This is a genomic window from Rhizobium gallicum bv. gallicum R602sp, from assembly GCF_000816845.1.
Lineage (GTDB): Bacteria > Pseudomonadota > Alphaproteobacteria > Rhizobiales > Rhizobiaceae > Rhizobium > Rhizobium gallicum.
In genome coordinates this window covers 89,958-104,766 of the sequence record NZ_CP006879.1, presented here as the reverse complement: position 1 = coordinate 104,766, position 14,809 = coordinate 89,958, and the positions used below count along the sequence as shown (strand labels likewise).

Genomic DNA, 14,809 nt, shown 5'->3' with positions numbered 1-14,809 from the left:
TCACCACTCCTCATTGCGGAAGGCGAAGAACACGTAGAGGGCGACAATGACGTTGACGATCAGCACTGTGATCCAGGTCATCGCGCTGACGAGCCCGACATTGAAGTTGACGAGGCCCTGCTCGTAGAGCGAATAGCCGAGCGTACGCGTGGTGGTGCCCGGCCCACCGCGTGTCAGCACCAGCACGGTGTCGAAGGTGTTGAATATCTGCATGAAGCGCAGCATGACGATGATGATCGCCGTGCGCCGGATGAGCGGCAGCTTGATGCGCATGAGGATCGTCCAGGCCGATGCGCGATCCAGCCGTGCGGCCTCGATGATCTCGTCGGGAACAGCGAGCAAGCTTGCATAAAGGACGATGGCGAAGAATGGCGTCCACTGCCAGATATCGACGAACAGGATGGCGGCCAGCGCCGTCGAGGGCGAGCCAAGAATACCTTCTGCTGGAACCGGCAGCCAAAGAGACTGCAGCACCCAGGTCAAAAGACCGCCGCCGGGATCGTAGAGATAGCGGAACAAGAAGCCGACAACGATCGGCGCGATGGTAGTCGGCAGGATCAGAAGCGCGCGCACGACATTCATGCCGGGCAGCGTCTTGAGCAGGACCAGCGCGATCGCCAGGCCGAGGCCAAACTCGATCGCAGTGCCCAGGACCGAGAGGATCAGCGTGTTGGTGAGTGCCGCGCGAAAATCGAAGGCATTGATGGCCTGGACGTAGTTGTCAAGGCCGACGAAGGCCATCGGCTCCGGCCCGACCTGCAGGTTCCAGAAATAGAAACTCGATTTGAGGGCAAAGAGCAGCGGGTAGGCGATCAGGGCAAGCAGCATGATCACCGAAGGCGCAATCAGCAGGTAGGGCAGGTTCCGGCGGACAAAGCCCCGTCGGACAGGCGCAAGCGCCCGCGGCGAGCGAATGATTGTAGAATGCATGATCGAGATCCAGTTCTTCTTCACCCGTTTTGCCGGCGCGAGCGTTGCCGCGCCGGCCCGAGGAGAATTTATTACGCCTTGCCGAGCGTGCCGATCAGGGCGTTGGCACCGTCGAGCGTGTCGGCGAAGCTTTCCTTCTGGTAAGGGATCATGAGATTGCCCTTGAGGATGCTTTCAAACAGACTGTTCGTCCGCTCGAGCGCCGTCTTCGGATCTTCGCTGCCCGTCAGAAGCTGGTTGAGCGTGAGACCGAGCACGCTTTCAACTGCGGTGTAACCGGGAACCGGCGGACGCGTGATCTTGCCGTTGCCCTGCTTCATCATCGCATATTGCACATCGAGGTAAGGGTAGATCGCCTTGACCTCGTCGTCCTCATAGAGCGAAACGCGGGCGAAATCCGAGAACTGGTAGTTGAGATCCGGCCATTGGGCCATCTTCTTCTGGGTCACCTTCGATGTCGCCCATTTGATGAAGGCGTAACCGTTGTCCTGCCGCTCGGAACTGGACGGGACACCCAGGCTCCAGCCGCCAAGGCTGACCGTCTGTGCCACGCCGTCGGCCTTCGGCAGTGCCGCGGTCGCGTATTTGTCCATGACATCCGACTTCTTGCCGGTCATGTAACCGGAATTCTTGACCAGGTAAAAATATGGCGTCCACCAGTAGAACATGCCGATATCGCCCTTGGCAAAGCGGGTTCCGGCGTCGAACCAAACGTAGTTGATCGCCTCGGGCGGCGACAGTTTATAGAGCTGCCGGTAGATCTCGACCGACTTCGCCCATGCCGGAGCGGTGAGCTGCGGGGAGAAGTCCCAGGGCGCACCCGGGAAGGATTTGAACCAGTTCGCGCCATGGCTGACGGAAAGCTGCGTGAACATGTGGGTGATCGGGGACGGCTGCGACCCACAGATCACCGTCGGGAACAGCGGCTTGCCGTCGAACGACTTTCCTTCGAGCGACTTCAGCGTCTCGACGTATTTCGTCCAGGTCCAGTCTTCGGAGGCCTTGGTCGGAGGTGCGGCGATGCCGAAGTTGTCGAAGATATCCTTGCGGTACATGACGCCCTGCGCGTAGGCCGCGACCGGCAGCGTGCCGATCTGCCCGCGCCACATGTTCGACGAATAGAGAACCTCGGGAATGAAGTCCGAAAGATCGATGTCGCTGTCCTTGGCAATGAAGTCGTTGAGCGAAATGATCCAGCCGTTGTCGAGATACTGCCCAAGCCACATCTGGTCGACGGCGATGACGTCTGCATCCGACGTCTTGGCGACGAACGCGGAGACAAGACGTGTCTGCAGGGCATCATAAGAGAGGCTTTCCAGCTCGACCTTGATGCCGGTTTCCTTTTCAAACTCCGGGATCATCGCCTTCATCGAGAAGAAGAACGGATCTTCGACCGACAGAACGCGCACAGTGTTGGTGTCTTGAGCGCCTGCGTCCCGTGGTGCGACCAGCGAGCCGACGCCGGATGCCAAAAGAGTGGCGACAGACGCTGATTTAAGCATGTTCCGGCGCGACATGTTTCCGATATCGAATGTCATGAATTCCTCCTCAATTGCCTGTAATCCAATCCCACTCGATACCGGAGAGCCAATCGGCCCCTGCTCGCTTGTGATCGTTATCCCTCCATCCTGCTTTCTGCAGCAGTATGTTTGTACGTCGCACAAACTTATGGTACTGTCAAGAAGTCGACACATGGAATCTTACGAGCCCCGTTGATGACACTGTTCACGCTAACGAAGCAAGCAATCGCCATCTGGTCGAGCAAGCGCTCACAGGGTAGAAAGACGAGCAGCAAATCGGAGAGAAATTTTGAAGTTCGAGAATCAGCCATCCTACTCGCTTGGGCAGCGCAGTCCTTCCAGCAAGGAAGTTCTGCCTGGCGAGGGTGGCGTCAACGTTACCCTCGTCTCCCAATCAACTCTCGGCGAGATCAATCGTGGCCGGGTGCTGCAGGCACTGTACGACAACGGTCCGAAAAGCCGTGCGGAACTTGCGCGTCTGGCAGGGGTGAACCGTACGACGATTACGGGCATCGTCCAGCCGATGATCGAAGAGGGATTGCTCGTTGAAGGCGACGCCGTTCCCTCCGACTTCAAGGGAGGCAAGCCGGCGCGTCCGATCTATTTCAATCCGGAAGCCCCGATGCTCGGTGCAGTCCTTCTCTTGCCCGGCAGGATCCAGACATGCCTGGTCACGCTGAGCGGAGAGATCAAGGCGCTGAGGAAGGCGCAATTCGATCCGCGGGGGGACAGGGACGCGTTCCTGACGATCATGAAGGATACGCTGTCTGCAACGCTCTCCCAGGCGAATCGGGCGCCGTTCGGAATCGGGATTGCGTCGGGCGGCATGATCGACAGCGACAACGGAGTGATCCTTGCCGTCAACCTGGCGCCCGTTTTAACGGGCCTGCCCCTGGTCGACATCCTGCAGGAACATTACGCATTGCCTGTTGTCATCGATCACCATCCGCGCGCGCTGCTTGTGGGGGATCGATGGTTTGGGCCGGGACGGGGCCAGCAGACTTTCGCGGCGATCTATACCGGTGAGGTTCTAGGTGGAGCCTTCTATATCGACGGGCGCGTCTATCGGGGGCTTGCCGGCTCCGGAGGTGAACTGGGGCACACGGTGGTCCAGATCGATGGCGAGCTCTGCAACTGCGGCAAGCATGGATGTTGGGAAACCGTCGCCGCCCTGCCGTGGTTGCGGCGGGAGGCAGCACAGATGGGCTTCGAGGAACCCGAAAGCATCACCGCTGCGCGCCTGGTAAACGAAGCCGCCGAAGGATCGAAAGCGGCCGATGACCTGCTGGACCGCTATGCACGCAACGTCGCCTTCGGGATCCTGAACCTGCAGCAGACCTTGTCTCTCAATTCCTATGTCTTGCATGGAGACATCGCAGGCGGCGGCGATATCGCGGCCGAGCGTGTCAGGCAGCATGTGGAGCAGTTGGTTCGAAAGCGACCGAACCAGGAGATCTCCATCACGGTAAACGGTATCGGCGAGGGCCATACCGCGTTGCGCGGCGCGGCGGGCCTGGTCCTGTCCAGCCATCTGAAGCTGGTCATCTAGACGGGCATAATTGGAGACCTTTGATGGCTACGGATCTCGAGCGGCAGTTTGATAGTGCGATGATGGCAATCTACCAACGGGCCAAGACCGAGGCCAAATACAATGCCAATGTGTTCCTCGGCATGCTGAGTGATCGCGGTGGTCTTGCAACGGCGCGATATCTCATCAACTCCGCTTCTGCCTCGGAGGGTTATACGAACCTGTGGGAACGGAACCGGCTCGATCTGACTGTAGAAGCCTTGGTGCTGGAGAACGGCAAGTGGCATCCGCTCTTCACTGCGGAGGAGCTTGCGAAAGCCAAGGCACGGCTCATCGCGTATAATTATAAGTTCTAGAGCTGACAGCTCCTACGGTCTCATCGGCTTTGCTCATCTTCGGATAGTGATGCCTCGATCCGGTGAACCGCGCTGGAAAGTCTTCGTTCCACCGCTATTCCAAGTCGGCGTTTGACTTCCGCTTTCTTCGCGATCCGAACTTTTTAAGCAAGGTGATGCGGACTTGATGATCTCTTAGGTTGGGCGCGGTCGGTCGCGTATCGCCACTGCTCCATATCTTCCGTCCAACTGCGCCAAGCAAGTGCATCTCGTCGAGCTGGCTAACAGCAGCCACTGCATCAGGCTTGACTTATGCCTATGTTTGTGCGACGCACGAACATACTATTCAGCAGAAATGGTGGTGGCTGCTGTCGCCTATCGCTTTCAAACACGAGCGTTCCAGACTGACGGAGCTCCATGACCTATCTAATTGGCATTGATGGTGGCGGAACGAGTTGCCGGGCAGCCGTTGCAGACAGGGATGGCCGCATTCTCGGCCGGGCAAAATCTGGCGCTGCGAATATTCTTTCCGATCCTGACACTGCTCTTCAGAATATCATCGAGGGGGCTCGTGCAGCGTTCGTCGAAGCCGGTCTCGATCCCGCCGGCATTACCAAGTGCTTTGCGGTTCTGGGCTTGGCCGGCCACAATGTGGGTGACGCGGTGCATTATGTCCGTCGATCGCTGCCGTTTGCCGAAGCTCACATCGAGTCTGACGGGCTCATCGCGCTTCAGGGCGCTTTGGGCGACAAGGATGGCGCTGTCGCGATCCTCGGTACGGGCACGATCTACATCGAACGCCAAGGGCAGAACGTGCGATATATAGGAGGCTGGGGCTTTACGATCGGAGACCTTGGCAGCGGCGCCCGAATTGGTCATGCGCTCCTGCAGGAAACCCTGTTGGTTCATGATGGCATTCACGCCCCCTCCCCCCTCACCAGTTCCGTTCTTGCGGAGTTTCACAACGACCCACGAGAAATCGTCGAATTCGCGCGTCTGGCAAAGCCTGGCGACTTCGGCCGCTTTGCGCCACGCGTGTTTGAACATGCCGAACGGGGCGACGTCATCGCAACGCTTCTCTTGGCGACTGCCGTCTGGTCGATAGATGAGGTGCTCGATCGTCTCGTCGCTCAAGGGACGCAGAAGGTCTGTCTCCTTGGTGGCCTGGCCCCGCTTTATCTACGCTGGATCGCGAAGCGGCACCAATCGCGTCTGACAGAACCCGAAGCCGATGCCCTCACAGGCGCAGTCGCACTCGCGCTCGCGCGCTACGGCGTCGATCGGAGCTCCGCGCATGAGCGCTAGACCGTCGGCAACGGTTCAAGATGCGGACATACATCTGCAGGGCGCTGGTCCGCTCTATCAAAAACTGCGCCGGTCCCTCGAAGAGGCGATCCTGTCGGGCAGACTCGGCAGCGGAGATGCATTGTCTCCTGAGCGCGATCTCGCCAACTCCGCGCGGGTCAGCCGGGTGACCGTTCGCAAAGCGATCGACGAACTCGTGCGCGATGGCCTGCTCGTGCGCCGCCGAGGCTCCGGGACCTTCGTCTCCCGTTCGATGGCCGGGTTGGCTCAACCGGCGTCGCCCGCACCCTCGCCGCCGACCGAGGACATGTTCTGGCTGGCTTCGAACATGCGAACCGAATGGCTGGAGCGTCAGATCATCAGTCCATCATCGGATGAGATGATGGCGCTCGGCCTCTCCGCCGGCGCAAAGGTCGCTCGCCTGGCCCGGCTGCGCATCTCCGGAGATTTGCCGTTTGCGATAGAACGCAGCTGCGTTCCACTTGAGTTCCTGCCGAACCCGCTCAGCGTCTCGGCCTCGATTTACGCCGCGCTGCAAGACAGAGATGCGCGGCCCGTGCGCGCGATTCAACGCCTGTTCGCAAGCGCCATTCGTGAGCCGGATGCCTCGGTGCTTCGCGTAGCTGATGGCGCCGCCGGTCTCCTGGTCAGGCGCGTAGGCTTTCTCCGTTCCGGCCGGCCAGTCGAATTTACCTGCTCGCTCTGTCGGGGCGACACCGACGGTTTCGTCAACGAATTCACGATCCCAGAAACCTGAGCCCCTGGTCTCGGGTGGAGCCTTCCAAATGGAGACAACTGTGCAAACAAATATGCGCCGCGAGATAGATGAGATCCCTGAAGCGACTGCCCGGCTGCTTGAGCGATCGGAGAAAGCCTTTGCTGATGTCGGGGAAGCGTTCCGCACCAAGGATCCGGCCTTCGTCGTCACGATTGCCCGCGGCTCGTCGGACCATGCTGCACTGTTTCTCAAATATGCCATCGAACTGACCGCAGGCGTACCGGTTGCCTCTCTTGGACCGTCGCTCGCGTCGATCTATGGCGCCAAGTTGAAACTTGGCCGCGGTGCAGCGATCGCGGTTTCGCAATCGGGCAAGAGCCCCGACATCGTCGCCATGGCTGAGGCGGCAACCCGGGCCGGCGCCACGTCGATTGCGCTGACAAACACGCTGCCTTCGCCGATCGCCGATGCCTGCAGCCATTCACTGGATATTTTCGCAGGCACCGAACATGCGGTGGCGGCAACAAAATCCTATGTGAACTCCATCGTCGCTGGCCTCGCGGTCCTCGGCCATTGGACGGGAGACGCTTCGCTGAAGCGCGCCGTGGCGGATCTTCCCAGGCACTTTGCCGACGCTGTGAGCCTCGATTGGCAGGAATTTGCCGCGGACGCTGGTGAAGCGAAATCTCTTTATGTGCTCGGCCGTGGGCCGGCTTTGGCGATCGCCAGTGAAGCCGCATTAAAGTTCAAGGAAACGACTGGCGTCCATGCGGAAGCGTTTTCTGCCGCGGAAGTGCTGCATGGACCCGTAGCGCTGGTCGGGGCGGATTTCCCGGTGCTTGCCCTGGCTTCGCACGACGCCGCCGAAGCATCGACGGTCGCCGTTGCCGATAGCCTGAAAGCCAAGGGTGCAATCGTACGTGTCACCTCGACCCGAGCAGAGAAGGCCAAGTCTCTGCCTTCCATTGAGACCGGTCACCCGCTCACAGATGCGCTGTCACTCATCCTTCCCTTCTATGGCTTCGTGGAAGCCTGGTCACGCGCGCGAGGCCAAAACCCCGACGCACCCGCGCATCTCAAGAAGGTGACGGAGACCAAATGAGCGGAACAAGGACAATAGCGGGCGCACGGATCTTCGACGGTCTGGAGTGGCATGATGACGCCGCTCTCCTGATCGGAGAAGGCCGTGTCCTTTCCATCCTTGCGGATGCCGCTCTCATCGATGACGCTGAAACAGTGCACGCACCTGGCCAATTGCTGGTGCCGGGCTTTATCGACCTGCAGGTCAATGGCGGCGGCGGCGTCCTGTTCAATGAGCGGCCGACGCTCCAAGGCATTCAAGGTATCTGCTCGGCACATGCGCCGTTCGGCACCACGGCATTGCTGCCGACATTGATTACCGACACATCGAAGGTCACAGCAACTGCGATTGCCGCCGGGATCGAGGCGAAGGCTGCTCGCGTCCCCGGCTTCCTGGGGCTGCATCTTGAAGGCCCTCACCTCTCGATCGCCCGCAAGGATGCTCATGATCCATCGCTGATCCGGCCGATGGAGACCCGGGATCTCGACGAATTGCTTAGCTGCGCGGCCGCACTCGGCTGCCTGATGGTGACCATCGCCCCGGAAAACGTGGCTCCGGAACAGGTGAAGGCTCTTGCCGACGCGGGTGTCATCGTCAGCCTTGGCCACACCGATGCGGACTACAAAACGGCCTGCATTTACGCGGCGGCCGGTGCACTGGCGGTCACACATCTCTTCAACGCCATGAGTGGCCTTGGCCATCGCGAACCCGGCGCGGTTGGCGCGGGATTGGCGATCGGCGCGCTCCACGCAGGCATCATCGCTGACGGTTTTCACGTTGATCCGGCGGCCATGGGCATCGCCATCCGCGGCAAGCAGGGTCCTGGTCGCATGTTCCTGGTGACGGATGCGATGTCGACGATCGGCACTGACATGACGCGCTTTGCCTTGAACGGACGCGAGGTGTTTCGCATGGGCGGTCGGCTGACGCTTGCCGACGGCACGCTCGCCGGCGCCGATATCGACATGATTTCCTCCATCCGTTTCGTGCACGAGACACTTGGTCTGTCGCTCGAGGAGGCCATCCGCATGGCCTCCAGCTATCCGGCGGACGTACTTGGGATTGGCGCTCGCAAAGGGCGGCTCATGCCCGGAGCCGACGCCGATTTCGTGATTTTAACGCCGGAACTTCGAGTTCAGTCGACCTGGATCGGCGGTCAGAAGACTTTCGAACAAATCTTACAATAAGGGGGTACATGGCTCTTCGATCGGAGCCGTCGTCATCGTCGATACGGGCAAGGAAACGACATATGGGACATGCCCCGAAACCCGGGCGAGCCGGCGCCCTATGACCACTTTGCAGGCTTAACCTCAATAGTCTTGAGCCGCCGACCCCAGGTCGCACGAGCACGAGGCGTATGAATTTCTCATTCTATGATCAGAGGACCAAACTGATGGCTTACGATACCAACCCCTTTGCGCCCTCCGACCAGGAACGACACGCAATTTGGGAAATGCTCGTGCGAAAGGACGTCGACGGCTTCGTCAACGAGGATTGGTCCATTTTTGGAGGTTCATTCAAGTCCGACGGCTTCTGCGGACTGGATGCCAAAGGCTCTCTCGATCCGGCTGTTTGGGAGGTTCGCTTTCCGACGGTTGAAGCCTATCGAGACGCCTGGCTGGGCGACGCGCGTCGCGCCGCCGCCACGGACTATGCGGAGAACCGGCGCGACGCGTTGTTTCGCGCCACGGACATGCTCGATATCCGCGTCGAGGGACACACTGCCACGGCGCGGAAAACCTTCGATGACGCGATCGCACTCGCCGACGGAGGATCACAACGACTGAACTGGCAATCGGTTTTCTTTTGCGCAAAGGACCATGGCGCTTGGAAAATTACCGGTTTTGTCGGGTTCCTGCCGTTTCAGCGGAGCGGCGGCCGAGAAGACGCCTGACCGGAGCAATGGAGCGAGCAATTGGACAACAAACCATCGATGAAGGCCTTCCCTATCTAGGTGCCTTCAATTATGCCGCGTTGCAGCTGGCGGCGAGATAGGAGCGAAACATAACCGTTAGCTGCTTTTCGGCCTCGACACTTGCAGCGTGGGGCATGACCCGCATGCAGAAGGCCGGCACCGTTCCAAAAATCACTGCGGTTATGGTTTGAGCGATCACGTACGGGTCTGTGAAGCGGCCGTCGCTGGCACTGGAAAGCAGCGTCTCAATTGCCTCTTCACTACGACGGGTCGCCAACTCGATCAACTTGCGAGCGTCGAGTTCCATGGCGATGAGGTAAAGGGCGGGAGAAATCTCGGACTGCGCCATCCTCGCGTTAAGATAGGCCTTCACCACGGCCCCAGCTATCGTTTCTATGTTAGCGCCTTGGCTTTCGTAACACGCTTTCTCCACAGCGTCGGCCAGCATCGCTAGGTGTTGCTCCAGCACCGCGAAGAGCAAGGCCTGCTTGTTCGGGAAATATTGATACAGAGTTCCTACGGAAACGCCCGCACGACGGGCCACCCGCGTGGTGTTCAGACGCGTTGGCCCATCGCTCAACAAAACCTGAATGGTGGCCTCGAAAATGGCGTCCACGGTGGCGATCGATCGGCCCTGACGCGGTGATTTCCGGGGGGTTAGCGGTGGCAAAGAGCCGTTTCCCATAAGCGAATCCAAAACCTGAATGATCCTTCATATATAACTTCTGTTCCCGCCCCTCCAGCAATAATGCGGTTTCACGTCGGGGCGTTCAGAAACGAATTGGAGATACGAATATGGGTAAATTGGACGGAAAGGTCGCTGTCATCACCGGCGGCAGCGCGGGCATGGGACTGGCGACAGCCAAGCTGTTCGCAAACGAAGGCGCAAAGGTTGTCATCACCGGTCGTGATCAGGCAGCGCTCGATACTGCAGCACAAGACATTGGAAGCGGCGCCGACGCCGTCCGCAGCGATATAACCAAGATCGCGGACATCGAATTGCTCCGTGCCCATATTGAGAGGGAGCATGGTCGCGTCGACATCATCTTCGCGAATGCCGGCGGCGCGCAGCCGGGCATGTTTGAATACATGTCGGAAGAAGACTTCGATTTCACGGTCAATACCAATTTCAAGGGCACGTATTTTACCGTGCAGAAACTCCTGCCGCTGATGACTTCTGGTGGTTCGATCATCCTGAACACCTCGACGCTGAGTACACAGGGGCGGCCATACGTCAGCGTCTATTCAGCGACGAAGGCAGCTATTCGTTCGCTGGCACGATCGCTCACCGCGGAACTGACCGAGAAGGGAATCCGGGTGAACGCCATGGCGCCGGGGCTTATCGATACCGATCTTCAGCGCAAGGCGGGAATGAGCGACGAGATGATCGAACAGACGAATGCCCAAGTACACGCCGAAATTCCGATGCATCGCAGCGGTACCGTGGAAGAGATCGCAAAAGCCGTCCTGTTTCTCGCCTCCGATGACTCGAGCTATGTGACAGGCATCGAGTTGTGCGTGGATGGCGGCTGGTCGCATATATAGCGGATTGGAATGAACCTCTGCAGCCTGTCGGTATCAGGCTGCAGAGTCCAGAGTACACGCGATCATTGGGGGCCAGTTGCTTCCAATCAATGCCGCCCTCATGGTGCAATGCTCAGCCCCACCTTGACCCGGTCCATGGCAACGAAGGTCCGGAAGCGTTTGACGTTGTTGTTGCCGAAGAACAGGCGGCGGGTGAGTGCTTCGTGACCTGGAAGCCGGGTATGCGGAAAGGCGTCGCCAACTCAAAGCGGATTTGCTCCTCTTATGTCGGCGACCTGGAGACGTCACGCGACGCCCACGCGCGAAAGGGAAAGACCCGCGACATGGTCGCGCCCGCATCACCGATTCGAAGAGCGCGTTCTCGTATGGCTTTGCGATGCACCCTTCGCAGCGCGTCGTCACTGCCACGGCAAGCGCAATCAACTCGCGCGTCTTGGCGTCCAATTGACCAGTCTTCTGAAGAAGAATTCGACGAGGTTGGAAATGCAGTCAGAGACTGGCATTTCGTCTTCCATCAACCGAGATTGAGCCGCTTTCGAAGTTCTGCATTTTCTGCACGAAGCTTCTCAGCCAGCAGCTTGCGCAGCCTCTGATTTTCCTCTTCCAACTGCAGAAGGCCGGCCAGGTCGTCAAACACCGACGTCGGCGCAGCAGCCGCTGCTTTATCGGTCCTCGGGCCGCGTTTTACCGGTACGCTCTTGGTCGCATTCGTCCCTGCGCTTGCTTTAGGTTTACGGCCTCTCCCCTGCTTGTCAACCGTGGCAGTTGCTGTGCGTGAAGCGTCCGCTGGTTCCGAAGCAATCTCCGATGACCCCAGTTCAGGGGCCGCCTTCTTGGTGCGAGGCTTACGCTGTTTCGTCGGCGCATCGAGTGCTGCGACGACGGTGGCCGGCGTGTTGGTATCGACTATCGTGTCATTTTCGTCGGCCATGTCGGTCTCCTGTGTAGCCAATGCACTTGTCTGCTGCGCGACCGGCGCTGTCAACAATGGCTGTATCTGTTCTGTCTCGGGCGAGGATATACCTTCGTCGGAGGCGACATTTGGGTGGATAGGCGACAGGAACGGCATCGCCTCCTCCCGCACATCGCGCGTAACGGATTTGAGGTCCAAGTTGCCCCAGATCGAATTCGACTCGACCTCGGATTACCGCCGACCCGATTTGTACTCGACAGCAAAGCTGCGCTGGATCTTTTTCACGTTTAGGTACCTTGAATTTCTCGCGGTGATGCAATGGCAATTGACGACGTATCTTAGAACCGCTGCGGCACAGCAAATAGAGAGTGTGACACTGACAGTCTAGCTCCCAGCGACCAATGCCGGTAGACTGCGGTGCCGTTTCCGATCCTGGAGAAGGCGAAATCGGCTGACTATGGCGTTGCAACACTGATCGAGTATCTCAACCCTTTCTGCAGGGCTAGAACCCAAAGCATCGCACCCGTTTGTTCCCGTTCGGGTGCATTTCCACTCCAAGGACACTGTGTTCTGCTAGATGCTCCCGAACGGGATCACCAACAAGAATGCTCCCGTTCGGGAACATCCATACTTGAATCGCGTTCCGGTGTGGGTTATGCTCCCGTACAGGAGCAAAAATGATGAGCAAACGACCTATAGCCGCGTCTTCTCGAAAAGATGCAGCCACTCTTGCGAAACTTCTGGCGCAGTCGTCAGCGGCAAAAGATTTGCGCGACAAGCTGGCTGAGAGTGAGCCATCGCCGGTCAGACGCTCGTCCACCTCCATCTCGTCCATGGCGTCGCGATTACGAAAGGTCTTGGAGCGGGACCCGACAACAGAAACGCCTGATACAACCGGCTCGTCAACACAAGTCAAAGCCAAAACGGCCGTGGCTGCAAGACTACGCGTGAACCGACCCTCTCCACCGCCCAAGGAACCGCCGCTGCAAGGCAACGCCGCAGCAACATTGAAGTTGAATAGCCAGTTAAAGGCAGCAAAAGAAATCCAGACTTCTGCGGATTTCGGCCGACTGGTGAAAAAGGCTCGGGAGGAAAAGGGGCTTTCCCAGCAAGAATTCGCAGATTTGACCGGCGTTGGCCGCCGCTTCATTTCCGAACTGGAGAACGGAAAGCCGACGGTCGAATTCGGGAAAGCTTTGAAGGTGGCCCTCGGAGCCGGAATTGCGCTCTATGGTCGGCAACGCTAAGCCATGGATATAATTGCACTCGACGTTCGCCTGGACGGATTTGATAACCCCATTGGCAATCTCGTCAGAGATGAAGCAGGCGCCCTCGCCTTCGCCTACAGCTCGACATACCTGGAAACCCCCGATGCCATTCCGCTCTCACTTTCACTTCCGCTGGAAGAAGAGGCATACGAGGATAATGATGCCCGGCCGTTTTTCGACAATCTCCTCCAAGAGCGGGACGGGCCTCTTCAAAAGGTTTTGGATCGCGAGGGGCTCGCCAGGAGCGACGTGGCGGGATTGCTGTTTTATCTCGGACGCGACTGTCCGGGCGCACTTTCAGTGCTTCCTCTTGGATCCCCCGCGGCAAAAGTCCCTGGTAACTTTAAGACCGACTATCGTCGGCTGGACGAAGCACAGCTTATAAAAATCGTCCACTCCCTGCACCGAAGGCAGCGGCTGCCGGATGAAACAGAAGATCCCTCACCACTTGCCGGCGTCCAAAGCAAGATAGCGCTGACAATTTTGCCCGATGGAACCTTCGCCGAGCCTCTGCCAGGCAGCGGTGCCCCAACAACGCATATTGTCAAAGTTCCGGACCGGGCTCATCCGAACGACCCTGATCTCGAGTTGGAAGCTTTGCGTCTATCGGCCACTCTTGGGTTTGAAACGGCCGAGGCGACGGTTCGGGATTTCGAAGGCGTGAGCGCACTGATTATCCGCCGTTTTGACCGAAGTCTCGATCAAGACAACCGCGTCATTCGTATCCATCAGGAGGACTTCGCCCAGGCGTTGGGACTTCCGCCTTCATTGAAATACGAAAGGAACGGCACCGTTGACCGTCGGTTTGACGCAGAAGCGATCAATAGCGTCCTCAACGCGACAAACGATCCAGCCGCAGAGAAGCAGACTTTCATCGCTGCGACCTTATTCGATCTGATGACTGGAAACGTCGACGCTCACGCCAAGAACTTTGCCCTTTTGTACGAGCCTGGGGGTGGGGTCCGCGTTGCTCCCAGATACGACTTGATGCCCACCCGCCTTGATCCCGACCTGACCGACCTCCTGCCCTACGCGATTGGCGAGGCAACCAAGCTCACGGAGATTACCGAAGAGGATTTCTCGGTCTTTCTTCGCGCCCTCGGGATTGTCTCAGAAAGGGCTCAACGACGATTGCGGTTGGGTCTGACGGGACAGGTGTCCGGTTCCTTGATCGGAGAGCTCCGTCGGATGGATCGCAGCGGAATGAAGCGCTTCGCCGACCTCATCGGACATAATATCGACGAGCTGTTGACGGCCTTCGGCCTGCCTGTGCCCGATCAAATCCGGGAGCGCGATGCCTACCTAGACCGAGGCGGTGGTTGGCTGCTTGGATCGTAGACCTGAAGCAACAGCGACAAGTCTAAGAGCCACGTGGAGTGCCGGCCTTTCAGTTGTGAAAAGACCTGCTTTGAGATTTTGGCGAGGTGAAGCTAGATTTTGCATTAAGCAAGTTGATCCAGGATCCGGCGAGCGCGCTCGGTGAGCGGCGCATCCACCATCCTGTTTTCGATCTGACCGAAGGTCAGGGAAGTCGATAGTACAACCACACCGCAATGGAGATAATCTGGGCAAGAATGCGAGATGCGGCGTGAAAGCGGTCGACGGAGCTTGATGATGCCCGCAGCTACCATCGCATCCACTAAGGCGATGCTTCCGCAGGCCCAGTGATCTGCGCATGACTGGCCACGTTTTACCGAACCTATCGCCTGAGCTAAACTCTGTCATTCGCCTTACATGAATCCCGCTTAAAC

13 protein-coding genes and 3 pseudogenes are annotated in these 14,809 nt (G+C 58.7%); 10 read left to right on the top strand and 6 right to left on the bottom strand.

Going from position 1 to position 14,809, the window contains the following annotated elements; translation table 11 throughout:
* Window positions 1–930 carry a carbohydrate ABC transporter permease gene (locus tag RGR602_RS21480; RefSeq protein WP_040114439.1) on the bottom strand — a complete coding sequence of 310 codons (930 nt, stop codon included), beginning with the start codon at window positions 928–930 and terminating at the stop codon, window positions 1–3.
* 71 nt (window positions 931–1,001) lie between these two features.
* The gene (locus RGR602_RS21475; protein WP_040114155.1) at window positions 1,002–2,468 is read right to left on the bottom strand and encodes an ABC transporter substrate-binding protein; all 1,467 of its coding nucleotides are present in this window, start codon (window positions 2,466–2,468) and stop codon (window positions 1,002–1,004) included.
* 271 nt (window positions 2,469–2,739) lie between these two features.
* On the opposite strand from RGR602_RS21475, the gene RGR602_RS21470 reads away from it, so the two are divergent.
* From RGR602_RS21470 to RGR602_RS21440, 7 genes are all read left to right on the top strand, one after another.
* Window positions 2,740–3,999 carry an ROK family transcriptional regulator gene (locus RGR602_RS21470; RefSeq protein ID WP_040114154.1) on the top strand — a complete coding sequence of 420 codons (1,260 nt, stop codon included), beginning with the start codon at window positions 2,740–2,742 and terminating at the stop codon, window positions 3,997–3,999.
* A gap of 23 nt (window positions 4,000–4,022) precedes the next feature.
* Entirely contained in the window at window positions 4,023–4,334 is a 312-nt protein-coding gene (locus RGR602_RS21465; RefSeq protein ID WP_040114153.1) for a hypothetical protein, read from the top strand.
* Window positions 4,335–4,730: 396 nt separating this feature from the next.
* Window positions 4,731–5,618: an N-acetylglucosamine kinase gene (locus RGR602_RS21460; protein WP_040114152.1), complete on the top strand. Its 888-nt coding sequence runs from the start codon at window positions 4,731–4,733 to the stop codon at window positions 5,616–5,618.
* Window positions 5,608–6,375 (top strand): GntR family transcriptional regulator, encoded by a 768-nt coding sequence (locus RGR602_RS21455; protein WP_040114151.1) that lies wholly within the window; start codon window positions 5,608–5,610, stop codon window positions 6,373–6,375. The genes RGR602_RS21460 and RGR602_RS21455 overlap by 11 nt, the downstream gene beginning before the upstream one ends.
* 28 nt (window positions 6,376–6,403) lie before the next feature.
* Entirely contained in the window at window positions 6,404–7,438 is a 1,035-nt protein-coding gene (locus RGR602_RS21450) for an SIS domain-containing protein (protein ID WP_170250299.1), read from the top strand.
* On the top strand, window positions 7,435–8,604 hold the full coding sequence (gene nagA / locus RGR602_RS21445) for an N-acetylglucosamine-6-phosphate deacetylase (protein ID WP_040114150.1): 1,170 nt from the start codon (window positions 7,435–7,437) through the stop codon (window positions 8,602–8,604). The genes RGR602_RS21450 and nagA overlap by 4 nt, the downstream gene beginning before the upstream one ends.
* A 206-nt stretch (window positions 8,605–8,810) precedes the next feature.
* Window positions 8,811–9,311, top strand: a complete 501-nt coding sequence (locus RGR602_RS21440) for a hypothetical protein (RefSeq protein ID WP_040114437.1) — start codon at window positions 8,811–8,813, stop codon at window positions 9,309–9,311.
* A gap of 70 nt (window positions 9,312–9,381) precedes the next feature.
* On the opposite strand, the gene RGR602_RS21435 is transcribed toward RGR602_RS21440, so the two are convergent.
* Window positions 9,382–9,948: a TetR/AcrR family transcriptional regulator gene (locus tag RGR602_RS21435; RefSeq protein ID WP_223844063.1), complete on the bottom strand. Its 567-nt coding sequence runs from the start codon at window positions 9,946–9,948 to the stop codon at window positions 9,382–9,384.
* Window positions 9,949–10,127: 179 nt separating this feature from the next.
* Here RGR602_RS21435 and RGR602_RS21430 point away from each other — a divergent pair, with 179 nt between their 5' ends.
* Complete coding sequence (locus tag RGR602_RS21430) at window positions 10,128–10,877, top strand: glucose 1-dehydrogenase (protein ID WP_040114148.1); 750 nt, start codon at window positions 10,128–10,130, stop codon at window positions 10,875–10,877.
* A gap of 98 nt (window positions 10,878–10,975) precedes the next feature.
* Here the strand turns inward: RGR602_RS21430 and RGR602_RS38575 are convergent.
* The 3 pseudogenes from RGR602_RS38575 to RGR602_RS21425 form a co-directional block, all read right to left on the bottom strand.
* Window positions 10,976–11,083 (bottom strand): annotated as a pseudogene (locus RGR602_RS38575) (AsnC family transcriptional regulator); the annotation flags it as partial.
* Between the two features lie 166 nt (window positions 11,084–11,249).
* Window positions 11,250–11,333 (bottom strand): annotated as a pseudogene (locus RGR602_RS36045) (carboxymuconolactone decarboxylase family protein); the annotation flags it as partial.
* A 58-nt stretch (window positions 11,334–11,391) separates the two neighbouring features.
* A pseudogene (locus tag RGR602_RS21425) lies at window positions 11,392–12,075 on the bottom strand (transcriptional regulator).
* Window positions 12,076–12,470: 395 nt separating this feature from the next.
* Here RGR602_RS21425 and RGR602_RS36040 point away from each other — a divergent pair.
* Both RGR602_RS36040 and RGR602_RS21415 read left to right on the top strand, forming a co-directional pair.
* Window positions 12,471–13,037: a helix-turn-helix domain-containing protein gene (locus RGR602_RS36040; RefSeq protein WP_223844062.1), complete on the top strand. Its 567-nt coding sequence runs from the start codon at window positions 12,471–12,473 to the stop codon at window positions 13,035–13,037.
* Window positions 13,038–13,040: 3 nt separating this feature from the next.
* The gene (locus RGR602_RS21415) at window positions 13,041–14,396 is read left to right on the top strand and encodes a HipA domain-containing protein (RefSeq protein WP_040114147.1); all 1,356 of its coding nucleotides are present in this window, start codon (window positions 13,041–13,043) and stop codon (window positions 14,394–14,396) included.
* Window positions 14,397–14,809 lie beyond the last annotated feature (413 nt).